Raw genomic sequence first — 24,400 nt, forward strand, 5'->3', positions numbered from 1 at the left:
TCGGCAAGCGGGATACGCTCTACGGCAGTGAAAACTTCACGCTCGGCGATTACACGCGCATTCAGGCGACGTACAGATTCTGACTGCAAGAATGCATTTTTATTCCGCTTTTGCAGTGCGCGGAATTTTTTCTGAACGGCTCTGTTGCAAATTGCGGCAGAGCTGTTTTTCGTGTGGAATGGCTGCGTGGTATACTGTAAACGGAAGCGATTGAGATAGCTTGCCGTATTTTGATCCTTTTATGGATATAATCATAAAGTCGGTATCCAAATGGAGCTTTTTAGAACTGATTGGAGTAGACAGGATGGAAATACTTTGTTAATATTTGAATGTAATAATTACTCTCAATTAATGACTGAACAGAAGGAGGCGGGTTCGGCAAAATGTAACGGTACGCTGCAGGTGTGTGTCGTGTTTTATTGATGCGATCAGGTATATAGTTGAAGGATAATAGGAGAGTGTCGACATGGAAGGATTTTCGTATTGTATTCATTTGTTTCACAGCGGCGGTATCGTTATGTATCCGCTCTTGCTCTTGTCCGTCATCACGGTGGCAATTGCAGTGGAACGGGGATTTTATTATCAGACGAACCGCAGCGGCTCGAAGAAGTTTTTTCACGGCGTTTATCACGCTGCCAAAACCGATAATTGGTCGGCGGCGGAGCAGCTTTGCAAGGAGTTTCCGACGTCCATCAGCCGAATTATTGCGGCAGGTTTGGCAAATGATGCTTCGGAGATAGCGATGAAGGATGCGTTTGCCGAAACGATGGCGGCTGAAGCTGTCGGCTTCCGCCGTTATCTCGATTACCTCAGCGCTATCGTTACCATTGCGCCGCTTCTGGGACTGCTCGGTACGGTAACAGGAATGATCAATACTTTCAGCGTGCTGGATAACGGCGCCGGCGCCATGGCCATGACGGGCGGTGTCGGCGAAGCGCTGGTCGCTACGGCAACCGGGCTTTGTGTCGCGATCATCGCGTTTTGCGTGTATACCTATTTCAGTCATCAGCTGGACACGATCATTAGCGATACGGAAAGTCTCTGCGTTTCCGTTTTGAACGGAAAAAAGAAAAAGTGGGGAAGGACAATGTTTAATCGCCATCGGATGAAGAGGAAGCCGCAATTTATGATCATTCCCATGATCGATATCATTTTCTTTCTTCTCGTCTTTTTTATGATGAACAGCTTGCAGACGGTGGCGCAGAAAGCCTTGTCCGTACAACTGCCGCAGGCACAGAGCGCTTCGGCGCCGGCGCAGCTGCCGATTATTCTGACGTTGGATGCCGAAGGGCACATTACAGTTGATAATAAACCGGTCAGCTTGCATGAAGCGGATCAGATCATGAAGCAGCATATGTCGGAAAACAATCATGCTTCCGTTATTTTGCAGGCTGATAAGCGTACGGCGCACGGACAGGTCGTCGCCGTCATGGATATGTTGAAGGGAGCCGGGGTTAAGCGGCTGGCCATTGCTGCAGAGCAGAAAGGATAGGAATGTGAAGAATTTATCATGGATGAAGGCCTATACTGCTTCCGTGATTCTTCATCTCCTGTTGATCGGCATCGGTGTTGTTGTTTTTTCCGGTACGGTGATGGAAAAGGAGCAGCTGTATGTCATTGATTTGCAGACTGGCGAGGTAATCAGTCAGGGCAGCGGCCATGCCGGCGGCGGTGGCGGCAGCGCCGTCGATTTCCCGGAACCGCTGAAAGCGGAGGATGTGGAAAAACGTTTGGCCGAAGTGGAAAAGACGCAGCCTGTTGCGCCGTCTCCGGCACCGCCGGCGGTGCCGGAGACGGCGACCGGTTCACAGCAAACGCCGGCTGCCTCTGAAGCGCACGGAGAGGGTAGCGGCGCCGGCAGTGGAGAGGGCAGCGGCTTGGGTGCCGGTCAGGGCAACGGCAGTGGAGACGGCCAGGGCAACGGCCAGGGGTACGGAGAAGGCAGCGGCAGCGGACAGGGGAGCGGTGACGGCAATGTTTCCGGAACCGGTACGCAACCTTTTGACGTGGAAGGATTCTGGGGCGCTGTTAACGGCAATAAGCAATATCCACCAATGGCTATCAAACGTCATTTGGAGGGAACCGTCATAATTATGACGACACTGGACGGCGGGGGGAACTGCCTCGGTGTTTCTGTCGCCGCGTCTTCGGGGCACGATATCCTCGATAATGCGGCTGTCAAGGCCGCATACGCGGCGTGCCCGTTTCCAAATGCGAGCGGCAGAACCGTTACAGTTCAGACGTCGGTTCATTTCGGACTTAATGAGTAAGGTGTGAAATAAGGCAGTTATCATATTAACGGTATAAAGGAGAGGATATATTTGAAAACGGTTGTCTTGTACTCATCACGCACTGGGAATACGAAAAAGGTGGCTGAAGCGATCGCTTCCGTCTTGCCGGCGGGCACTCCCTGCTTGCCGGTCGGCGAAGCGCCGGCTGATCTGGAAGAATACGATTGCGTATTCCTCGGCTTCTGGGTAGATCGCGGTACTGTCAATGAGGAAGCGAAAAACGTTTTATCCGGGTTGCAGAATAAGCATGTTGCTGTTTTTGCGACACTCGGCGCACCGCCTGATTCGGTGCATGCCCTGACTGCATTGGACAATGCGGCGGCGTTGCTGCCGTCGGGAAAGGCGCCGGCCGGTCGTTTTATTTGCCAAGGAGCCGTTGATCCCAAGCTGATTGAAATGATGTATCAGAAGTTTCCTGCCGGTTCTCCCCATGGCAAGAGTCCCGAACGGGACGCCATGCATGCCGAGGCGGCAAAACATCCGAATGAAGAGGATTTTGCCAAGGCCAAAGCCTTTGCGGCAGAGGTGTTGAAAGGAGTGGCAGAGGCATAGATGTTGTTACAGGAGTTATATGACAGGCAGTCGCCGGCAGAACGGGCGTTTCTGTTCGGCTGTGAAGGCGTTGATGCGTTGACGGCGGCCTTCCCGCACAAACGAGTCGTTCACGCCGGTTTGGAAGGAACTGTCGTGGCGCCTGCTGAGGCCCAGCAGATATGGAAAGGACTGTTGGCGCAGCCGCCGCAGTCGCAGCCTACGCAGTCCGCTTATATTCATATTCCTTTTTGCAAAACAAAGTGCCTGTATTGCGGTTTTTTTCAAAATGGCGAAAATCAGCAGGCTGAAAACCGATACATAGATTGCCTCTTGGAAGATATCAGAAGGGATGCGGCGCAACCCCGGTTGCGCGACAGCCTGATTCATTCCGTCTTTATCGGCGGCGGCACGCCGACGAGTTTATCCGTTCCTAACGTCAAACGTCTGCTGCAGGCAATTCGCGCGTATTTGCCGTTGGCTAATGATTATGAGCTGACCTTGGAGGGACGAATTCATGATCTGGTACCTGAAAAGATGGAAGTTTGGCTGGCAAACGGTGTAAACCGTATCTCTCTCGGCGTACAGTCTTTTCATACGGCAGTGCGTCGTAATGTCGGCCGTCTTGATGATACGGAAACGGTTTTGAAACGGCTGGCCGCCTTGAAAGCCTATAACCAATGCGTTGTCGTGATCGATCTGATCTATGGGCTGCCGGGGCAGTCGATGGCGGTTTGGCAAGAGGATCTGCGCATTTTATCTGCCTATGATATTGACGGCGCCGATTTATATCAGCTCAATGTTTTTGAAGACAGCGATCTGCAAAGACGAATTGCCGACGGGACCTTGCCGCCGGCGGCGACGACGGCAGAGCAGGCCGAAATGTTTGCCTTTGCCAGGGATTATTTGAAAAAACGCAATTACAGACGTGTCAATATTTGTCATTGGAGCAATACGAACCGCGAAAGAAGTCTCTATAACTCACTGACACGACAAGGCGTACCGATGTTCCCGTTCGGCAGTGGCGCCGGCGGCAACCTTGACGGCTACAGTACGATGCTGCACCGGGCTTTGGAGCCGTACGAAATGGCGGTGGATCAGGGAGAAAAGCCGTTTATGGCGCTGCTGAAGCAATCGGCGCAACAGCCTTTGGTTAATGCGTTGCTGAAACAGTTGGAGCAGCGGTATATTGACCTCCGGCAGCTGGTTTCCTATCAGGAGCGGCTGAAGGAGTTGAAATGGCTTTTCGATTTGTGGCAGGAACGGGGCTTATTGCGCGATAACGGTGTTTGTTACGAACTGACCGAAGCCGGTGAATTCTGGCAGGTCAACATTGCCCAATCTACGTTAGAGTGTATGGAATATTTAGTAACGGGAAAGAAACAGCTCCAGATACAAGGAGTGGCAGCGCAGGATACGGGAAAGCAAGGGCGTATTGACGCCAAGGCCGAGGCGATCGTAAAGGTCATGAAAGAAATGAAGGAAAATGGCGGCAGCCGTATGGCGGCTATGCAGGAGATGGCGGAAGCCATGCGGTCCATGACGGCAGAGGAAATGCAGGCTGTCATGAAGCGGATGCGGCCGTAACTTGTTTTGGGAAAGGCATGAAGTGAGGGGAGAGTATCGTTTCATGCCTTTTGTATGTAACGATACTAAAAAGGTGACAAAAAACATAACTTGTGTTAAAATGATAAAGAATATCAAAATCAACAAAAAGGAGGCATGATGATGGATATATCCTTGACAAATGTGGCGGAAACATTATTCATTCCCCTTTGGGCCAGAGCATATGAGACGATAAAATCCGGGGAACATTTGGTTGAAGATCCGAAAGCAGTGACTTTGGTGCATTGTCTTCACTATGATTTTGATAAATTTGCGGCGGCGAAAAAATCACAGGTCGGTGTTGCTGTACGCAGCGCTATTCTGGATCGCGAGGTGAAGGCCTTTGTCAAGGAACATGCCAACGCCGTCTGCATCAACTTGGCATGCGGCTTGGATACGCGTTTTTATCGTATCGACACGGGATTTCTCGATTGGTATAATCTCGATTTGCCTGAAGTGATGGAGTTGCGGTATCAGTTGCTTCCCGATGATTCGTCACGTCTGCACAGTATCGGTAAGTCTCTCCTTGATCCGTCGTGGCCTGATGATGTCATTACGGAAGGCCGCCCTGTCCTTATCCTCATGGAAGGTGCTTCCATGTATTTTTCGGAAGAGGAGATGAAGGTTTTTTTCGCTCTTCTTGCCAATCGATTTACTGGTGCGCATATGTTTCTTGAAGTTATGACAAAGACTTTAATCCGTTTGCAGCATCGGCATGATTCGGTCGATACGAAGAAGACTCCTTTCCGTTGGGGGATCAACGGAATCGACGAGCTGGAGACTTTAAACGGCGCAATTTGTGTCGAACGCCGTTGGACCTTGTATGAAGGATATCGCGATCGTTGGGGATGGATGGGGATCTTTTCCTGCATTCCGTGGTGGAACCATCATATGAATGATCAAATTATTCATCTTCGTTTGCGGGAGGAGCGGTAAGATGAAAGGGTTCTTGAGTAATTTCCGTCATCCCCGGGGATTTTGGGGGCGGCTCCTTTTAAAAGGGATGAATAGCGGACATGCTGCCGTGACGGCGTGGGCATTGACCCATCTTGACGGTTTGTCTTATTCCCTGATTCTTGATATCGGTTGCGGCGGCGGGGCTGCCATGGTTCGGCTTCATGCGATGTATCCGGAAAGTAAGGTGTGCGGCCTTGATATTTCGGAAGAGAGCATTGCCTTTGCCGCAAAGACGGTAGAGAAGGAGTTGGGGTCGGTATATACGCTTACCGTCGGGAGCGCAGAGTCACTGCCGTATGAAAATGATCTGTTTCAGCTTGTTACCGCTTTTGAAACGATTTATTTTTGGCCGGATATCGACGGCGCGTTTCGTGAAGTTCTGCGTGTGCTGCAACCTGGTGGGACCTTTCTGATCGCTTGCGAAGAAAGCAGGCCGGATCATACCTTCTGGTCTGATCGGATTGATGGGTTGGTAATCTATACGGGAGAGGAATTGACCCGGCACCTGCAGGCAGCCGGGTTTTCGACTGTTCACAGCGTGCGCGGCAGCGGCGGGCGCCTTTGTGTTGTTGCAGCAAAAGACGCCGAATAGAACCGGCAGAGGCAGTTTGCCAAGTACGTTTTTTCTCGCCGGCAGAAGCCGCCTCTTTGAATTATATGTGGTATACTATATCTCTTTTGGTATACCAATGTCGTATAAAATATAATCAACTAGCCATATATATGATTCTATTGTAAAATAAAATAAAAGCCAGATGATTTTCAGTGTGTCTTATTTTAAGAAAAGAGAGCTGTTTTACTATGGAATCATACGAATTGTATACCCCGGAATACGTGCGTTATTTGGAGCTTCTGGCAAAAGAGTATCCTACGCAGGAAGCAACGTTTACGGAAATTATCAATTTGCAGGCCATTGTCAATCTGCCTAAGGGAACGGAACATTTTATGAGCGACCTGCACGGTGAGTTTGAGGCCTTCTATCACATCTTGAACAACTGTTCCGGCGTTATTCGCGAAAAGGTGGAGCTCCTTTTTTCGGAGTCCCTCAGCCGGCATGAACGGGACGAGTTGCTGACGCTGATTTATTATCCGAAAGAAAAACTGGATTTGTTGGAACGACAGCATAAGGTCAACGCCAAGTGGGCGCGGACGACGCTGCACCAGCTGTTGCTCGTCGCCAAGCTGCTTTCTTCCAAGTATACGCGCTCCAAGGTGCGTAAAGCGATGCCGAAGGAGTTTCGCTTCGTTATCGATGAGCTGCTTCACGCGCAGGCTGACGAAGATAAGAATCGCAGCGTATATCATTCCAAGATTATTGACTCCATTTTGGAAACGGTCAGTACGCGGCAGTTTATTTATGCTCTGGCCGATCTGATCAAGCGGCTTGCCGTAGATCATCTCCATATTATCGGTGATATGTATGACCGCGGGGCCCATGCCGACAAGATTATCGATAATCTTATGCAGCATCATTGTCTCGATCTGCAGTGGGGCAATCACGATGTTCTCTGGATGGGCGCGGCGGCAGGCAGCCTGGCGTGCATTGCCAATGTGCTGCGCAATAATATCCGCTATCATAATCTGGAAATACTGGAAAGCGGATACGGCATCAGCCTGCGCGAGTTCGCCTTGTTCTCCCTGCGCACGTACACGGCGAGAGACGGCATTGAACCGATGGTCAAGGCGATTAATGTCATTCTTTCCAAGTTGGAAGGGCAGGTCATACGGCGTCACCCGGAATACGATATGGCCAGTCGATTGCTGTTTCACAAAATCAATGCGGCGGCAGGGACGATCACGCTGGGCGGTACGGTTTATGAATTGTTGACGACAGATTTTCCGACCGTTGATTGGAGCGATCCGTATACGCTGTCGCCGGAAGAGCAGCGGATCATGGCCGAGCTGCGGACGGAATTTTTGGAAAGCGAGCGGCTCCAGCGCCATATGCGTTTCTTTTATAGCCACGGTTCCGTCTACCGCTGCTGCAATGGCAATCTGCTTTTCCACGGCGGACTGCCGGTCAATCAGGACGGTTCCTTTACGGAGATCGTCCTGGAAGGCAAGGCGTACAGCGGAAAGGCGTTCATGGATAAAACCGATCTTTTGGCGCGGCGCGCCTTTGAACGGCGCGATGAATACAGCCTGGACTATATGTGGTATCTCTGGTGCGGCATGAACTCGCCTATGTCGGGACGCGTCGTCAAAACCTTTGAACGCAGTTATATCCGAGACGAGTCGACATGGAAAGAGCCGCAAAATGCGTATTATCGGCTGAATCGGGATAAAGACTTCTGTGTCAAACTGCTGCATGAGTTCGGTATCGATTCGCCGCAAGGCCATATTATCAACGGCCATACGCCGGTTAAGGTGAAAAAAGGCGATACGCCGGTGCGGGCTGAGGGCAAGGCGATCTGTATCGACGGCGGCTTCTGTAAAGCGTATCAGGGCTCGACGGGAATTGCCGGGTATACGTTGATCTTCAATTCCCACGGCATTCGCATCAAGGCGCATTATCCCTTTAAAGATGTACACGACGTGTTGGTCAATAATACGGATATCGATTCCGAATCGATGCAGGTGGAACTGGAACCGAAACGGGTGATGATCGGCGATACGGATAACGGAAAGAAAATTTTGCAGATGATCAGCGACTTGAAGGCGTTGCTGGAGGCCTTCCGCAACAATATCATCCTGGAACGGCGCTGATCGGGAAAGACCGCAAAGGAACTGCACGGCATGAGTCCTGCCGACTCCGGCCGAAGCGGTTCCTTTTTTGTTTTGTCCGGGCCGCTGCCCGGAAATTGCGGGCCAAGCGGCTTCGGCGTGCATGGCTGCGTCGCCGGCATGATGAAAACCTGTTGCGGAAAGGTGTATAATGTTAAGACAGTATAGGATAAGGATGTGAGTCCGATGGATGAAGAGAGGACTGTTTACGGCGCTTTCAAACCGGTGTTGCAGCAAGTGCTGGACGATTTGACGGCGGCGATTGAGACGTATAATGCGCAGGAAAAAGAAAAAAGCGGGGAAGCTGCTTATGAGCATCTGATTTACCGCATCAAAGGAGAGGCGAGCATGGCTGAAAAATGCCGGCGCAAAGGGCTGCCGCCGACGGCCGTGTCGGCGCTGCATGAGATCCGCGATGCCATCGGCATCCGCATCGTCTGTCGCTTTATGGAAGATATTTACATGAATATCGGTTATCTGCGCGCTCTTGAAGGGTGTACGATTGTAGCGGAGAAAGATTATATCAAGAACGTCAAGCCGAACGGCTACCGCAGTTATCATCTGATTTTGCAATTGGAGCGTCCCTATCCGGATGCGCTCGGCCGTAATCCGGGATTGTTCTATGCCGAAGTCCAGTTGCGTACGATCGCCATGGATTCTTGGGCCAGTCTGGAACACGAAATGAAGTATAAGCGAGAAATAAAAAACGCCGCTCTCATCTGCCGTGAACTGAAACGCTGCGCCGACGAATTGGCTGCCTGCGACGTGTCCATGCAAACGATCCGCAGATTGATTCGCGATGAAGGGAAGGCGGAAGGGTGATGACGATGAAGATTTTGCTTGCTGAAGATGAAAGGGACATGGCGGCGGCTGTTGCCGCCGTGCTGACACATTCGGGATATGCCGTCGATACGGTTTACGACGGAGCCGCAGCTGTCGCAAAGGCGGCGGAGAACGTGTACGATTGTCTGGTCTTCGATGTCATGATGCCCCGTCTCGACGGTATCGGCGCTTTGCGTCAAATCCGCGGCAGCGGCAACGTGACGCCCGTTTTGTTGCTGACGGCGAAGGCTGAAGTCGGCGATCGTATTGACGGCCTTGATGCCGGCGCTGACGATTACCTGACGAAGCCCTTTGCTATGGGAGAACTGCTGGCCCGGCTGCGTTCGCTGACACGGCGTTCCGGCTCCTTTACACCGCGGCTGCTGACCTTGGGCAACGTTACACTGAATGTGGAAGAGCAGGAATTGCAGGGCGACAATTCCATCCGGCTGGCCAATAAAGAAACGAAGCTGATGCAGCTTCTGTTGTTGAATGGCGGCAAGGATTTTTCGACGGAACAGCTTTTTGCGCGGATTTGGGATGATGAAACGGACGTGACGGCAGATATCGTCTGGGTCTATATTTCCTATTTGCGGCAGAAATTGGAAGCCGTTGCGGCGACGGTGGAAATCGTCGGGGAAAAGAACGGGTCCTTCGTCCTGCGTGAGATGTAGGCGGAAAGGAGTGCCTCATGAATGTCATTCAGCGTTTGCGCCGAAAGTTCATTTTTGTCGCGACCATCGCCGTTGTCATCATCATTTTCGTCGCTTTGGGACTGATTGATGCGGCCGTTTATTTGCAGGAAAAAGGACAAGTCGAGACGATTATGCAGCGTATCTCCGACAATGACGGCGTACTGCATCATGCGCCGGCGCCCGATGACAACGCCTGGTTTAATCTGAACTGGTCCGACGATACGCCGGAATTTGCCTATCAAATCCGCTATTTCAGCATTCTCGCCGATAAAGACGGCATCGTCAAGCGGGTCAATGTCGATCACATCGCATCATTTACGGAAGCGGAAGCGGTCCAGTATGCGCAGACGACACTGGATGCGGGACAGGAGAAGGGGTTTTTTAAAAAAAATTTGGCCACGTACGCCTACTGGATTACGGTCCGGGCAAACGGCGATCACCTGATCGTGATTATGGACTGTACGCGAGATATGGCGGCTGTCGACACCTTCATCCGCTCGTCCGTGCTGTTGGGAATCATCTGCATTCTGCTTTACGTGCTGATCGTCGCCGCCATGTCGAAGGCAGCCGTTCGTCCGTTTGTGGAGAACATGGAAAAGCAGAAGCGCTTTATTACCAACGCCGGTCATGAACTGAAGACGCCGGTAGCCATTATTTCGGCCAACACGGAAACGATGGAACTTATTAACGGCAAAAGCGAGTGGACGACGAGTATCCTGAAACAGGTAAGACGTCTGTCCAATCTGATTAATGACCTGATTCTTCTGGCGAAGATGGATGAAGAGGCGCAGGCGGAGATCCCCTTTGAAGCGGTCGATGTTACGGCTGCCGTGAACGCCGTCGCCGATTCGTTCCGGCAAGTTCTCGTTGACAGCGGCAAGAATTTGGTAACGACGGTGGAGGCAGATGTATCGATTCCGTCACAGGAAAAATTTCTCTATGAAATGATCAATATTCTCGTTGATAATGCCGTAAAGTATTGTGATGACGGCGGTACGGTTGCCGTGACGCTGCGGCGTCGCAAAAAAGGGAAAGGCGCCGTTTTTGCCGTGGCCAATACGTATGTCGGCGGGGAAACGGCTGATTATACGCGCTTTTTTGAACGGTTCTATCGCGGCGATACGTCGCATAACAGCAAGAAATCGGGGTACGGCATCGGCTTGTCCATGGCTGAGGAATTCGCCAAAATCCTGCGCGGCAAACTGCAGGTGTCGTATCGTGACCGTATGATCACCTTTACCGTTACCTTTTGAGCGACTCTTGCCAAAAAAAGATATATATGGTACTGTTTCCGTATAACTTAAGAAGGGGTGATAGAGATGAACGTAATCTTATTGAACGGCAGCCGCCGTGAAAAGGGCTGTACGTACACGGCGCTGCAAGAAGTTGCCGCTCCGTTGACGGAGCAGGGGATCGGCACGGAGATTATTCATGCCGTGCCTACGGACGCCATTGTCCGGGAGACGGCGGAAAAACTGCAGGCAGCCGACGGGCTGGTCATCGGCTCTCCTGTTTACTGGGCGTCACCGTCCGGAGAAATCGTTACCTTTATGGATAAGCTGGCCGCTGTCGGGGGCAAGTATATGGCCCATAAGCCGGCGGCTGCCATTGCTTCGGCGCGACGCGCCGGCACGACGGCGACGCTCGATGTGTTGTATAAGTACCTGGCCTACCATGAAACGCTGATCGTTTCGTCGAACTACTGGAATATGGTACACGGCAATACGCCGGAAGAAGTAAAGCAAGACGTCGAAGGGCTGCAGATCATGCGTGTTTTGGGACGGAATATGGCTTGGGTTCTGCAATGCCTGGGCGCCGGCAGGAGAGCGGGCGTTGCAATTCCGACCGCCGAAGCCAAGTTGTACACTAATTTTATTCGCTAAAGACCGGCGACGTGACCGACGGCGAACCTTTTCGTTTGGTTACTGCAGGCAAAAACGCTTCCTCCGTAGGGGGAAGCATTTTTTTGTGAACAGTGACGCAACCGGTACTGCGGGAAAGGCGTTTCGAGAGTTAAATAATTTTTAAATAAAGAGATCGGCTGAAGGTGTTTTAGTTGCGGAACCATCATCCGGTCAGTATAATTCAAATATGAGGCTGTCATGACGTTGTTGTTTTATGCCGGCCCGGGTAAATTGTTACACATGAAGCGAGTCGTTGATCGTCAGTTTATGCGAGGGGCGCAATAAGAGAAGATGAACATGAGGAATTTGGGGAAATACAAGTACGTGGCGATCGTTGCCATCGTGTTTTTAGGCATCGCCGGCATACGCAGCTACGGGCAGCCTGCGGCGAAGGTGCAGGGGAATAAGGCAGTGGCCGTGTCCGTGCAAAAGGCGGCGGAAAAGATGGTGCCGCTGACGCTGGATGCAGTCGGCACGGCGCAGCCGGTCAATTCGGTAACCGTTATTCCGCAGGTTACGGGGCGGATTACGGCAGTATACTATGAGCCGGGGCAGGAGGTGGAGGCCGGGCAGGTGTTGGCGCAAATCGATCCGGCTCCTTTTCAGCAACAACTGAATCAGGCCGAAGCCCAATTGGAGGCGGCACGGCGCAATGATACGTACAACACGGATACGGCTGCAAGGTACGGCGAGTTGTATCAGCAGGGAGCCGTTTCCCGACAGGAATATGAGCAACAGTCCAGCACCGCCGGGGTTCAGGATGCAACGGTCCGGCAATTGGAAGCGGCTATGGAGAATGCCAGAATCAGTTTGAATCATGCGCAGATAACGGCGCCGGTTTCCGGTCGCACAGGGGCGATCGGAGCGAATGTGGGAGCTATGGTTACGGCCAATCAGACGCAGATCGTCGTAATCAATCAAATGAATCCGATCTATGTGCAGTTCACGATTCCCGAGGCCAGTCTGCCGCAGGTCAGCGCCGCTCAGGCGGCGCAGCCGATTCAGGCGACGGTCAGGGAAGCGGAGAAGGGAAATGTCCTGGCAGTCGGCAAGGTGACCTTTATCGATAATACGATTGATCGGACATCCGGAACGATCGGGTTGAAAGCGGAGTTTTCGAATGACGGGCTGAAATTGTGGCCAGGTCAGTTTTTGCAGGTGCTGCTGCAACTTGGTGAGCCGAAAAAGCGCCTTGTCATTCCCGCTGCCGCCGTCATGGACGGACAGAAGGGGAAATATGTATTTATCGTTCAAGATGATCATACCGTCGCGATACGGCCCGTTGAGGTTTCCGGCGTGTCGGGTGATCTGGCAGTGATCAGTAAAGGCGTATCCATAGGAGATACGGTTGTTACAGACGGGCAATTGAACCTGAAGGACGGCAGCGCCGTATCTGTAAAACCTGCCGTTTCGGCAAGCCCGTCAGAGGGGGATGGAGCATGAATTTATCGGCATTATGGATCAGACGTCCGGTCATGACGATCTTGGTGATGATCACGATCTTCTTTTTCGGGCTGGTCAGCTATCAGCAGTTGCCGGTCAATGATCTGCCGAACGTCGATTATCCGGGGATTCAGATTTCGGCGTCCTTATCGGGAGCCAGTCCGGAAACGATGGCGTCTGCCGTGGCGCAGCCGCTGGAAAAACAACTGTCGACGATAGCCGGTGTGGAATCCATGTCTTCTGTCAGCTACACGGGGAAGACGACGATCAATATGACTTTTTCGCTGGATCGGGATATTGACGGTGCGGCAAATGATGTCAGCGCGGCGATTTCGGCGGCGAGCAAAAAACTTCCGGCCAATATGTCTTCGCCGCCGACATTTTCGAAGGTCAATCCGGCCGACCAGCCGATCATGCGGTACGTTATTTCTTCGAAGACCATGAAACCTGCAGATATAGAGAATTATGTGCAGGAGCGGCTCATCCCCGCCCTTTCCGGGATTAACGGCGTCGCGCAGGTACAGGTACTGGGTTCCGCGCAGTATGCCGTCCGGGTGCGCATCAATTCGGATAAACTGGCGTCGCTGGGGATCGGTATCAACGAAATCAGCAGCGCCATCAGTCAGGCCAACGTCAATATGCCGGGCGGTACGATTGCCAACGGATCTACCAGCTATAACATCAATTCGTCCGGGCAGCTGTTCAAGGCGGCAGAATATAATGACCTGATTATCGCTTATAAAGATAATAATCCCGTACGCATTCGAGATATAGGACAGGCCGTAGACAGTAATGATAATGAAAAAAGCTTACGGACCTTTATCACGCCGGATGATACGGCGCAAGGCGTGTTCATTTCCGTTTATAAACAACCGGGGTCCAATGCGGTAGAAGTAGCTCAACTGGTAGCGGATAAAATGAAAGATGTCGGCGATTCGCTGCCTCAAAGTCTGACCGTCTCCGAATTGTATAACAAGACCAATTATATTAAGGATTCTGTGCGGGATGTGCAATGGACGCTGGCATTGACGATTCTGCTGGTCATCGGTGTCGTTTTCTTTTTCCTCGGCAACTGGAAGAGCACGATCATTCCCGGTATTACGGTCCCGTTAGCGCTTATCGGCAGTTTTATGGTCATGAAGCTGTGCGGGTTTTCTTTAAATAATATTTCGTTGATGGCCCTGTCTCTGGCCGTCGGCTTTGTCGTAGACGACGCCGTCGTCGTTATGGAAAATATTGTGCGGCGCGTGGAAGCAGGGGAAGATCCCAAGTCCGCGGCGTTTACGGGTTCCAAAGAAATCGGCTTTACCGTGTTGTCCATGACGCTTTCGCTGGTAGCCGTCTTTATTCCCATCCTCTTTATGAACGGCATTGTCGGCCGCCTTTTTCGGGAATTTGCCGTCAGTATCGGCATCGCCATTTTATTCTCCGGGTTTGTTTCCCTGACGCTGACCCCGTTGATGTGCTATCATCTGGTCAGCCGGCAGCGGGATGGCGATAAAAAAGGGTATCTTCGTTTGTTTAATATCGGTTTCGACCGGCTGAAAGGAACATACGCCAAGACTTTAGCCGCAGCGCTGAATCATCCTGTGAAAGTCTTCGCTGCGACGGGCATGATTTTTGTTTTGGCCGCTTTTTTATATACGCAGATCGATAAGGGGTTCATTCCCAGTCAGGATATGAACAATTTCAATATAAAAGTGCAGGGAGCTGACGCGGCGTCGTTTGACTATATGGTCGATCACGAGGCGCAAGTCGACAAAATCGTGCAACAGATTCCGGGATTGCGGGGAGCGCTGACGAATGTGGGATCGCCTACATCCAACGCCGCGTCCATCAATGTCAGTCTGGTAGATAAGGGGAGCCGGCAGGAATCGGTCAGCCAGATTATCAGTGAGCTGCGCCCCAAACTGGCGGCGATTCCGGGCATAAAAGTGTCGATGTCCAATCCGCCTGCCATTAATACAGGCAGCAAGCAGAGTTCCGGAACAGGGCAGTATACGCTGACGAGTTCCGATCCGGACTTGTTATACAAGGCTGCCGCGGATATGGAAGAAAAACTTGCCGCGCTGCCCGGTATTCTTGATGTCAATTCATCCATGCAGATCAGCGTGCCTACGCTGTATTTTGAAATTGACCGCGACAAAGCCGCTATGCTGGGCATCTCGGCGAATCAGATTCAGGATGCGTTGTATTCGTCCTTTGCCGACAGGCAGGTCAGCACGATTTCTACGGCCAGCAATACGTATAATGTCTGGTTGGATCTGGGGAAACAATACCAGTCCGATCCATCTATGCTTCAACGGTTGTACATCAAACCGGGAACCGCCTCCAGTTCCTCAAGCGGTAAAAGCAGTGCCGGTAAATCGACCAATACGGCTTCCGGTACGACTTCAACCACGACTTCGGCGTCTTCAGGAGATACGAGTCTCAGCGCCAATTTGGGTAATACGGCAAGCAGCGGTTTGGTGCCGCTGTCTTCGTTAGGCCATTTTACGGAGAAAACCAGCTCTCTATCGGTCAGCCATAGCGGCCAGATGCCGGCAGTAACCTTGCAGTTCAATCTTCAGCCGGGATATTCCATCGGCAGCGCCGCTGCCGATATTCAGAAAATCGCCGCCACGGCTTTGCCGGCAGGGGTAACCGGCTACTTTGAAGGCAGCGCTTCTGCCTACGCGGCTTCCTTTGCCAATATGGGATTTCTGTTGCTGGTGACGATCTTCATCATTTATGTCGTCTTGGGGATCCTTTATGAAAGCTTCATCCATCCGATTACCATCCTGTCGGCGTTGCCGTTGGCAGGGGCGGGCGCGTTGATCTTCCTGATGCTCTTTCATATGGAATTGGATATCTACTCGTATGTCGGTATTATCATGCTCGTCGGCCTGGTCAAAAAGAACGGCATCATGATGATCGATTTCGCCTTGTCGGCGCAAAAGCGGGAGCACTTATCGGCGCGGGAGGCGATTTGCGAAGCCTGTCAAACGCGGTTCAGGCCGATTATGATGACTACGTCGGCGGCGATTCTCGGAGCTTTGCCCATCGCCTTGGGTCTGGGAACCGGAGGGGAAGCCCGGCAGCCGATGGGCGTCGCCGTCGTTGGCGGCCTGCTGGTGTCACAGCTGCTTACCCTTTATGTGACGCCGGTCTTCTATGTGTGGCTTCATGGCTTGCAGGAACGATTTACAAAACGAGCCTCGTCACGGTAAGGAAAAAGCAAGAGGTGAAGAAAATCCGCCTTCGCCCGTGCAGGGAATTGAGGTTTGCCTTTTCTTGCAGACCGCATTGTCCGGGAGGGCAGCCGGGAAAAGAACGGCTGCTGTCCGCGTTGGCAATGGCGTTGAAGGGCGGGCTGTATAAGGGTGTTTTTAGCTTTCGGACGGAACGGAAGACGGCCGTACATGCCGAAAAAGGTTGTCCTGTTTACCAACCAAAAGGACCGCTTCTCAGGGAGCGGTCCTTTTGGTTGGGCGTGGCGGCGATAAGCGGAAGCGGCGGGCGTACTCGCTGTATTCTCCTTATTGTTCTTTATTCACGGATAAAAGGGCGTATAATAATAGTCATCATTATGTGCAAGAAAACGAGTTGCGGCAGTGGCTCAGGAAACGACACGAGGAAGATGGATAGGTCATAGATATGGAAAAATGGAAACAAAATTTATGGATTTGTTGCGGTGCAGGTTTTATCGTTTCTATCGGGATGAGTCAATTGGCGCCGATGTTGCCGCTTTATATTTCAACGATGGGGGTGACGGCGACAGACGATATTGAACGTTGGTCCGGTATTATTTACGGTTGTAATTTTATTAGTTTAGCCGTTTTTTCGCCGATTTGGGGGCGTTTATCAGATCGATATGGCCGTAAACCGATGGTTATGCGCGCCAGCTTATGGCTTTCCTTCATCATGGCGGGAATGGGATTGGCGCAATCGGTATACCAGTTGGCGGCGCTGCGGTTGGCACAAGGCGCGATGAGCGGGTTTCAAGCCGCCGTGATTCCGCTTATTGCGCAGGAATCTCCGAAAGAGCATTCCGGCTGGGCTCTGGGGATGTTTTTTACCTGTCAAGTCAGCGGCAATCTTTTGGGACCCTTGTTGGGCGGGTGGCTCTCGGAAATTATCGGGATTCGCCATACGTTTTTCTTCATTGGATTTTTTTGCTTTCTCGGTTTCTTAGCGCTCTTTCGGATTCATGAAACGGTGCGGCCGCAAGTTGCGGAAAAGGCACGGACATTACGGGAAACATTTCGCCAGTTACCACAGCTGCAACTTATTATCGGTCTGTTTGTTACAACGTTGGTGATGCAATTCGCAACGATGTCGATTCAACCGATTATTACGGTGTATATCCATCAACTGATTGGGGATACGGATCATTTGGCGCTGATTGCCGGCGCCGTTTTCTCGGCGGCGGGCTTTGCCAGTATGCTTACGGCTTCTCATATTGGCGGTATAGCTGATCGCGCAGGCTCTCAAAAGGTTCTCCTGTTTTCCCTGTTTTTGGCGGGACTATCTTTCATTTTGCAAGGAGTCGCCGAAAATCCTTTAGAACTTGGCATTTTACGCTTCCTGTTGGGAATCGCCCTGGCCGGCATGCTGCCTTCGGTGAATAATTTAATTCGCCAATATACGCCGGCACTTTGTTTGGGGCGAATTTACGGATTTAACCAATCAGCCCAGTTCTTAGGTATGTTCGCCGGCGCCGTTTGTGGCGGTCAATTGGCAGCGCTTATCGGAATTCGGCATCTTTTCTTCGTAACGGCAGGACTGCTCCTGCTCAATGCGTTTTGGTGCTGGCGCATGGTTTACCGATCCGTTTATGATTAAAGGGGCGCGCAGGTTTTGTGCGGAATAGCCAGTAAAACACTAACCATACCGAATGAGGCGTTTTGCTGTCACTTCTTTTGCACAGCGGAAAAAAACGGCAGGTCCTGTTGGAATGACGGGTTTCATCAACAGATGGACAAAAATGCCTTATAAGAAAAAAGCACAGGTTGCCGGTGCTGCTTTACGTGCATATTGCGAAAGGCGGAAAGTATGGGGATACAAAGAGTAAAAAACAGACGGCTATGAAAATTTCATAAAAAGGAAAGAAGGTCTTCCCGTTTTACGAGAAGACCTTCTTTCCTTAATGGTGGAGATAAGCGGGATCGAACCGCTGACCTCTTGAATGCCATTCAAGCGCTCTCCCAGCTGAGCTATACCCCCATGTATCATGCATAACGCCGATAAACGTATAATAGCATGAAACGGAGAACTTTGCAAGAAGTTTTTTGCCATCTGTCGGGATGGAGTATCCTTTATTTCACAGAAAGGTCATATTACTGTTTATCGCATAGGGCTTCCCATTTTTCATAGGCTGCTTCCAATTCGTCCTGGACCTTCATGTATTCATTGTTGATAGCATTCAACTCGTTCGGATTTAGTTGCATTTCCGGCTGGTTCATCTGGAATTCGTACATTTTCAACGTTGCTTCCCATTCGGCGATTTTCATTTCCAGTTTGTCAATTTGTTGTGCCGTGCCGTATGATGGCGTTTTCGCCGCTGCGTTTCGAGGGGCCGCCATGGCGGGCGGTGAGATCTTTTTTACTTCTTTCGCCGGTTCTTCTGTCCGCTTTTTTTCAGACAGTTCAACCGCTTCCTGCTCTTTTTCCCGGTAATACGTGTAATTGCCGAGATAGTCTTTCAGCCTTTTATCTTCAAGTACCAAGGTGCGTGTCGTTATTTTATCGAGAAAATAGCGATCATGGGAAATAATCAAGTACGTGCCGCCGAATTCGAGGAGCGCTTGTTCCAGTATTTCCCGTGTCGGGATGTCGAGATGATTTGTCGGTTCATCGAGAATGAGAAAATTCGGTCCTTGCAGGAACAGTTTCAAGAGAGCCAGGCGGGCCTGCTCGCCGCCGCTGAGACTGTCGACGGTTTTAAAGACGTCGTCGCCGCGGAAGAGGAATCTGCCCAACAGGGAACGAGCTTCCTCTTCACCGTAACTAAAGGACTGCATGAGTTCTTCCAAGACGGACCAAGGACCGTGAAGATCCGTATGCTCTTGTGCGAAATAGCCGATATGCACGCGGCTGCCTAATGTAATGTGTCCTTGTGTTGCCGTTTTTTCACCTAAAATCATCCTGACCAGCGTCGTCTTGCCTGCACCGTTAGGGCCGATCAGGGCGGCGGCTTCACCACGGCGCAGAAGCAGCGACAGATGGCTGAAGAGTTCATTTTCGCCGTAGCCGCCGCAGATGTTGTCGAAGACGAGTACCTTTTGGCCGCATTCTTCAACGGGAGCGAAGGAAAACTGGAGAGTGGTCGTTGCAGCGGTCAGTTCGATCCGCTCCAGCCGCTCTAGCTGGGATTGTCTGCCGCGGGCTTGTTTCGCCTTGATGCCGGCTTTGTACTTGCGGATATATTCTTCCGTCTCCTTGATGTGTTCCTGTTGTTTTTTATAGGCGCTTTCCAATGTTTTGCGCCGTTCCTGCCGTTGCGAAACGTAACGCGAGTAATTGCCTTTATATTTGGTAACCGTCCCCTGATCCAGTTCCAATATGCCTGTCGTGACTTTGTCGAGGAAATAGCGGTCGTGCGAGACGATCAGAATCCCGCCGCCATAGGACAGGAGATAAGATTCCAACCATTCGAGCATGGCCATGTCAAGATGATTCGTCGGCTCATCGAGAAACAGGTAGTCCGGTCGGCGAACAAGGGCTTTGGCGAGATTGATTCGTGTCTTTTGCCCGCCTGAAAAGCCTTGTACCGGTCTGGTCATGTCTTGTTCCGTAAAGCCGAGTCCGTAGATGATTTTTCGCGTCATGGCTTCGTAAGCGAAGCCGCCGAGCCATTCGAATCGATCCTGAAGACGGGCATAGCGATTGATGAGCTCCGTGTTGTCCGGCATTTTCTGCATCGCCCGTTCCGTCCGTTTTAACTGTTCTTCAAGATGATGAACGTCCTTCCACGCGGCGTCGACAATCTGCTGCAACGTTACGGACTCGTGGAAAGAAATATCTTGTTGCAAGTAACCGATACTCTCGCCGTCGGAAGTAATCAAAGCGCCGCCGTCATAGTCCTCTTCTCCGATGAGACATTTTAAAAGCGTCGACTTCCCGGCGCCGTTGGCGCCGATCAAGCCGAGACGTTCACCGCGCCGGAGTTCAAAAGAGACGTCGGAAAAAATCGTATGCACGCCGAAGGCCTTGGCGAGTTTCTGTACTTTTATGCTGCCCATTGTTGTTCCTTTCTTGTTTTTCTGTCAATAACTTTTATTATACCATATTTGATTAGGCAAGGAAGGCATCCGAAAATTTTCAAAAGAAGCTTGACAAGACGATTAATATATTTTATTATTCAAATATAAGAATATTAAAATAATAAAATATTCGAATAAAGTGATAAGTAAGAGGAGAAATTATGATGGAAATGAAAAACCAGGCCATGGTTAAAGAGACGGCGGAATTGTTGAAGGTTATTGCACATCCTGTGCGGCTTTGCATTGTGCATGGTCTGTGGCGCAACGGGCGCTGCAACGTATCGCATATGCAGTCCTGTTTGCAGGAGCCGCAGTCAACGATTTCACAACATCTGCAGAAGTTGCGTTTGGCCGGGATTGTAACGGCAGAGCGGCACGGCGTGGAAATTACGTACGCCCTGGCCGATCCGGTGATCAAGCAGGTATTGTCTATCCTATTTCAAGGAGAAGCGCCAAAAAAAGGAGATGACTGAATATGAAACGGTATATTATTGTCGGCGGTGTGGCCGGAGGTGCGTCGGCAGCGGCGAGACTGCGCCGATTGGATGAAGACGCGCAGATCATTTTGGTGGAACGGGGCCCCTATATTTCGTTCGCCAATTGCGAGTTGCCTTATTATGCAGGCGACGTCATCAAGGACCGTTCCCGTCTGCTGGTCCAGACCGTTGCGTCCGTACATGGTCGTTTTAACATCGACGTGCGGACGGAAAGCACTGTCGTCGCCGTTCATACGGCGAAGCGGACTGTGTCGATTTCGCACAACGGCACTGTCTATGAAGAACCGTATGACGGGCTGATCCTGTCTCCGGGCGCAGTGCCGTTGAAACCGCCGATTCCCGGTATTGACAGCGAAAAGATTCTTATGGTACGTACGATTCCCGACATCGATAAGGTACGCGCGATGGCTGACCGTTTTGCCGGAACGGGCAGCGCAGCCATTATCGGCGGCGGTTTTATCGGCATAGAAATGGCGGAGAACTTGAGGCGGCGCGGTATGGAAACGACGGTGATTGAAGCGGCTCCGCATATTTTGGCGCCGTTTGATACCGATATGGTTTTGCGGGCTGAACGGGAATTAAATGAGCATGGCGTCGGTTTGCTTTTGCAGGACGGCGTGCAGTCCTTTGCCGAAGACGGCGGTAAAGTGGTTATTACGACGCAGAGCGGGCGGCGCCTGTCCGTCGATTTTGTCGTCGCGTCTATCGGTATTCGTCCGGATACGGCGTTTCTCCGCGACAGCGGTATCGCCTTGAATGAGCGGGGATATATTATTGTTGATGAGACGATGGCAACGAATGCTGCTGACGTTTACGCCGTCGGTGACGCCGTTCAGGTGCGCCGCCTTCATTCCGAAATGCCGTTGACGGTGGCGTTAGCGGGGCCGGCTAATCACCAGGGGCGTATTGCCGCCAATAACCTTGCCGGCCATGCCGAACGTTATCAGGGAGCGCAGGGAACGTCGATCGTTAACGTCTTTGACCTGGCTTTTGCCGCTACCGGTGAAAATGAACGGGCTCTGCAGGCGCGAGGACAGGCGTACCGTTCCGTGCGGGTTTACGCTGATAATCATGCCGGCTATTATCCCGGCTCCGTTAAGATCGCCATCAAGTTACTGTTTGCGCCGGATACGGGCGTCGTCTTGGGGGCGCAGATCTATGGCGCTGACGGTGTCGATAAGCGCATTGACGTTTTGGCTACGTTGCTGCGTCAAGGCGGTACCGTACGTGATCTGGCCGAATTGGAACTGGCCTATGCACCGCCTTTCGGCTCCGCCAAAGATGCCGTCAATATGGCCGGCTTTGCGGCGGAAAACGTGTTGGACCGATTGACGCAGACCGTTACGTACCAGGAAATGCAGGCTGCCGTCGCCAATGGGGCCGTTCTCCTCGATGTTCGTCCTGATGAAGGCTATGTACCCGCTCCGATCGGGCAGCCGCTGCATATACCGCTGGCGCAGCTGCGGGAACGGCTGGCCGAACTGGATCGGCGTAAGGAATATATCACGACTTGTAAAGTCGGACAGAATGCGTATTACGGCGAACGACTTTTGCGTCAGCACGGTTTCCGCGTGAAAAGCCTGCAAGGCGGCCTGATGAATATTATGGACCAGCGTTTTACCGCCAGTCCCTCCGCCGCGCCGGCCGGGCAGGAGCGCTGTGCAGTCGTTGCAACTGATGGCGCCGTTCCCTTCGACCGGGACTTTGACGTGACGGGAATCTCCTGCCCGGGACCGATGCTGAAGCTCAAAGAGGCCATGGATATGTTGCCTGATGGCGAAGTCGGTCGATTTACCGCTTCTGATCCGGGGTTCTGGCAAGACAGCGAGGCTTGGTGCCGGTCAACGGGAAATACGGTGGTCCACAGGGAAAAGAGCAACGGCCAGGTCAAGGTCTGGGTGCGCAAGGGGGAGTAAGAGAGGCAGTGCAGGACGTGAGTCCGATGACGGCTGCTGCACTGCCCGGAGTGAAAGACGATAAGACGATTATCGTTTTCAGCGGTGATTTCGACAAGGTGATGGCCGCTTTCGTCATTGCCAACGGAGCGTTGGCGATGGGCAAAAAGGTAACCATGTTCTTTACCTTTTGGGGGCTTAATGCGATCCGCAAGCCTCAACGGACGGGAATCAGAAAAAAATTGCTGGAAACGATGTTTGAATGGATGATGCCGCGCGGCAGTCGCAACCTGAAACTGTCGAACATGAATATGTTGGGAATCGGCACCAAACTGATGCGCAAGATCATGGCCGATAAAAACATTACGTCATTGGAAGAGCTCATTGCCGGTGCGCAGGCACAGGGGGTCCGTATTCTGGCTTGTCAGATGTCGATGGACGCGATGGGACTGCGGCGGGAGGAACTGCTCGACGGGGTGGAAACGGTCGGCGTCGGGACCTTCTTGGGCGCCTCGGAAGAGGGGAACATGACGTTGTTTATTTAAATGTCTCCGATTGCGTCGGCGTGCCTGAGGGCTCGCACAGACTGTCGGGAAATAGAGATAACGGCTTTTCGCCGCCTTGGCGGATAGGGTCTGAAAGATATAAAAAGGACTGTCATTGACAGTCCTTTTTTTGATCAGACGTTGAAACGGAAATACGTGACATCGCCATCTTGCATGACGTAGTCCTTTCCTTCGAGACGGACAAGGCCTTTCTCTTTGGCGGCCTGTTCGCTGCCGTAGGCAATGAGATCTTCGTAGGAGACGATTTCGGCGCGGATAAACCCGCGTTCAATATCAGTGTGAATCTTGCCTGCCGCTTTCTGCGCTTTCGTACCGTCGGTGATGGTCCAGGCGCGGACTTCATCGGCGCCGGCGGTAAAGAAATTGATCAGCCCGAGGAGCGCGTAGGCTGCTTTGATCAATTTGTCCAGTCCCGCTTCGGGCAGCCCCAGTTCTTCCAAGAACATGGCCGCTTCGTCGGCAGGCAGTTCGGCAATTTCCGATTCGATTTTAGCGGAAACGGCAACGACTTGAGCTCCTTCCGCTTTGGCGAAGGCGACTACCTTTTGGACAAACGGATTTTCAGCGGCCGTTGCCACTTCCTCTTCGGCGACATTGGCGATGTAGAGGACCGGCTTTAATGTCAGCAGATTGAGTTCCTTGATCAACGGCAGTTCGTCTTTGGTCAAGGCCGCTTTGCGGGCAGGTTCTCCGTTTTCCAGTGCCGTCAGGACTTTTTGCACGACGGCCAGCTCCGCTTTGGCGTTCTTATCGCCGCATTGGGCGATCTTGGTGATCCTGTCGGCCCGTTTTTGCGTAGTTTCCAGGTCGGCGAGACAGAGCTCCGTATTGATTGTTTCTATATCGCGGAGCGGATCGATGGAGCCGTCCACATGGGTAATATTGGAATCTTCAAAGCAGCGGACGACTTCGGCAATGGCGTCGGTTTCACGGATATGGCTCAAAAATTTATTACCCAGGCCTTCTCCTTTTGACGCGCCGGCGACGAGCCCGGCAATGTCGACAAAACGCATGACGGCGGGAATCGTTTTTTTCGGCGCATACATGTCGGTCAGAATCTGAATCCGTTTATCCGGAACTTCTACGACGCCGACATTCGGTTCAATTGTGCAGAACGGATAATTGGCCGCTTCTGCTCCGGCCTTGGTGATGGCATTGAAAAGGGTACTCTTGCCGACATTCGGCAAGCCGACAATGCCTACTTCAAGATTGGTGCTCACTGTTCA

General features: G+C 51.9%; 19 protein-coding genes, 1 tRNA gene and 1 pseudogene. 18 read left to right on the forward strand and 3 right to left on the reverse strand.

The genetic code is table 11. From position 1 onward, the window contains the following. Window positions 1-466 precede the first annotated feature (466 nt). The 15 genes and pseudogenes from HMPREF1250_RS10175 to HMPREF1250_RS10245 form a co-directional block, all read left to right on the forward strand. Window positions 467-1,078: pseudogene (locus HMPREF1250_RS10175) on the forward strand (MotA/TolQ/ExbB proton channel family protein); the annotation flags it as partial. A gap of 9 nt (window positions 1,079-1,087) precedes the next feature. Then, window positions 1,088-1,492 carry an ExbD/TolR family protein gene (locus HMPREF1250_RS11280; RefSeq protein WP_081696548.1) on the forward strand — a complete coding sequence of 135 codons (405 nt, stop codon included), beginning with the start codon at window positions 1,088-1,090 and terminating at the stop codon, window positions 1,490-1,492. A 4-nt stretch (window positions 1,493-1,496) separates the two neighbouring features. Next, the gene (locus HMPREF1250_RS10180; RefSeq protein WP_023054642.1) at window positions 1,497-2,270 is read left to right on the forward strand and encodes a TonB family protein; all 774 of its coding nucleotides are present in this window, start codon (window positions 1,497-1,499) and stop codon (window positions 2,268-2,270) included. Window positions 2,271-2,321: 51 nt separating this feature from the next. Beyond that, window positions 2,322-2,843: a flavodoxin family protein gene (locus HMPREF1250_RS10185; protein ID WP_023054632.1), complete on the forward strand. Its 522-nt coding sequence runs from the start codon at window positions 2,322-2,324 to the stop codon at window positions 2,841-2,843. After that, complete coding sequence (gene hutW, locus HMPREF1250_RS10190) at window positions 2,844-4,409, forward strand: heme anaerobic degradation radical SAM methyltransferase ChuW/HutW (RefSeq protein ID WP_023054604.1); 1,566 nt, start codon at window positions 2,844-2,846, stop codon at window positions 4,407-4,409. 135 nt (window positions 4,410-4,544) lie between these two features. Further along, window positions 4,545-5,363 (forward strand): class I SAM-dependent methyltransferase, encoded by an 819-nt coding sequence (locus HMPREF1250_RS10195; protein WP_231391320.1) that lies wholly within the window; start codon window positions 4,545-4,547, stop codon window positions 5,361-5,363. Between the two features lies 1 nt (window position 5,364). Further along, the gene (locus HMPREF1250_RS10200; RefSeq protein WP_023054599.1) at window positions 5,365-5,976 is read left to right on the forward strand and encodes a class I SAM-dependent methyltransferase; all 612 of its coding nucleotides are present in this window, start codon (window positions 5,365-5,367) and stop codon (window positions 5,974-5,976) included. A 209-nt stretch (window positions 5,977-6,185) separates the two neighbouring features. After that, the gene (locus HMPREF1250_RS10205) at window positions 6,186-8,090 is read left to right on the forward strand and encodes a fructose-bisphosphatase class III (protein ID WP_023054698.1); all 1,905 of its coding nucleotides are present in this window, start codon (window positions 6,186-6,188) and stop codon (window positions 8,088-8,090) included. Window positions 8,091-8,294: 204 nt separating this feature from the next. Beyond that, window positions 8,295-8,930: a GTP pyrophosphokinase gene (locus HMPREF1250_RS10210; RefSeq protein WP_023054656.1), complete on the forward strand. Its 636-nt coding sequence runs from the start codon at window positions 8,295-8,297 to the stop codon at window positions 8,928-8,930. Further along, on the forward strand, window positions 8,930-9,604 hold the full coding sequence (locus HMPREF1250_RS10215) for a response regulator transcription factor (protein ID WP_023054690.1): 675 nt from the start codon (window positions 8,930-8,932) through the stop codon (window positions 9,602-9,604). Before HMPREF1250_RS10210 ends, HMPREF1250_RS10215 begins: the two co-directional genes overlap by 1 nt. 17 nt (window positions 9,605-9,621) lie before the next feature. Continuing rightward, a complete protein-coding gene (locus HMPREF1250_RS10220) occupies window positions 9,622-10,878 on the forward strand; it encodes a sensor histidine kinase (RefSeq protein ID WP_023054663.1) in 1,257 nt (418 codons plus the stop codon). A 66-nt stretch (window positions 10,879-10,944) separates the two neighbouring features. Then, complete coding sequence (locus HMPREF1250_RS10225; protein ID WP_023054637.1) at window positions 10,945-11,508, forward strand: flavodoxin family protein; 564 nt, start codon at window positions 10,945-10,947, stop codon at window positions 11,506-11,508. Between the two features lie 312 nt (window positions 11,509-11,820). Beyond that, on the forward strand, window positions 11,821-12,972 hold the full coding sequence (locus HMPREF1250_RS10230; RefSeq protein ID WP_081696540.1) for an efflux RND transporter periplasmic adaptor subunit: 1,152 nt from the start codon (window positions 11,821-11,823) through the stop codon (window positions 12,970-12,972). Further along, window positions 12,969-16,181 (forward strand): efflux RND transporter permease subunit, encoded by a 3,213-nt coding sequence (locus HMPREF1250_RS10235; protein ID WP_023054653.1) that lies wholly within the window; start codon window positions 12,969-12,971, stop codon window positions 16,179-16,181. Before HMPREF1250_RS10230 ends, HMPREF1250_RS10235 begins: the two co-directional genes overlap by 4 nt. A gap of 427 nt (window positions 16,182-16,608) precedes the next feature. After that, the gene (locus HMPREF1250_RS10245) at window positions 16,609-17,796 is read left to right on the forward strand and encodes an MFS transporter (protein WP_023054617.1); all 1,188 of its coding nucleotides are present in this window, start codon (window positions 16,609-16,611) and stop codon (window positions 17,794-17,796) included. A gap of 305 nt (window positions 17,797-18,101) precedes the next feature. Here HMPREF1250_RS10245 and HMPREF1250_RS10250 read toward each other — a convergent pair. Continuing rightward, window positions 18,102-18,177: transfer RNA gene (locus HMPREF1250_RS10250), tRNA-Ala, on the reverse strand. Window positions 18,178-18,290: 113 nt separating this feature from the next. Continuing rightward, window positions 18,291-20,195 carry an ABC-F family ATP-binding cassette domain-containing protein gene (locus tag HMPREF1250_RS10255; RefSeq protein WP_023054643.1) on the reverse strand — a complete coding sequence of 635 codons (1,905 nt, stop codon included), beginning with the start codon at window positions 20,193-20,195 and terminating at the stop codon, window positions 18,291-18,293. A gap of 182 nt (window positions 20,196-20,377) precedes the next feature. Here HMPREF1250_RS10255 and HMPREF1250_RS10260 point away from each other — a divergent pair, with 182 nt between their 5' ends. Genes HMPREF1250_RS10260 through HMPREF1250_RS11925 form a run of 3 tightly spaced genes read left to right on the forward strand, consistent with a single transcriptional unit; the run spans window position 20,378 to window position 23,153 of the window. Then, a complete protein-coding gene (locus tag HMPREF1250_RS10260) occupies window positions 20,378-20,689 on the forward strand; it encodes an ArsR/SmtB family transcription factor (protein WP_023054638.1) in 312 nt (103 codons plus the stop codon). Window positions 20,690-20,691: 2 nt separating this feature from the next. Next, window positions 20,692-22,629 carry a bifunctional coenzyme A disulfide reductase/sulfurtransferase TusA gene (locus HMPREF1250_RS10265; protein ID WP_023054693.1) on the forward strand — a complete coding sequence of 646 codons (1,938 nt, stop codon included), beginning with the start codon at window positions 20,692-20,694 and terminating at the stop codon, window positions 22,627-22,629. A gap of 26 nt (window positions 22,630-22,655) precedes the next feature. Beyond that, on the forward strand, window positions 22,656-23,153 hold the full coding sequence (locus HMPREF1250_RS11925; protein ID WP_023054676.1) for a DsrE/DsrF/DrsH-like family protein: 498 nt from the start codon (window positions 22,656-22,658) through the stop codon (window positions 23,151-23,153). Between the two features lie 134 nt (window positions 23,154-23,287). Here the strand turns inward: HMPREF1250_RS11925 and ychF are convergent, their stop codons facing one another. Continuing rightward, a complete protein-coding gene (gene ychF, locus HMPREF1250_RS10270; RefSeq protein ID WP_023054608.1) occupies window positions 23,288-24,394 on the reverse strand; it encodes a redox-regulated ATPase YchF in 1,107 nt (368 codons plus the stop codon). Between the last annotated feature and the right edge of the window lie 6 nt (window positions 24,395-24,400).

The organism is Megasphaera vaginalis (ex Srinivasan et al. 2021) (genome assembly GCF_000478965.1).
GTDB classification, from domain to species: Bacteria; Bacillota; Negativicutes; order Veillonellales; family Megasphaeraceae; genus Megasphaera; species Megasphaera vaginalis.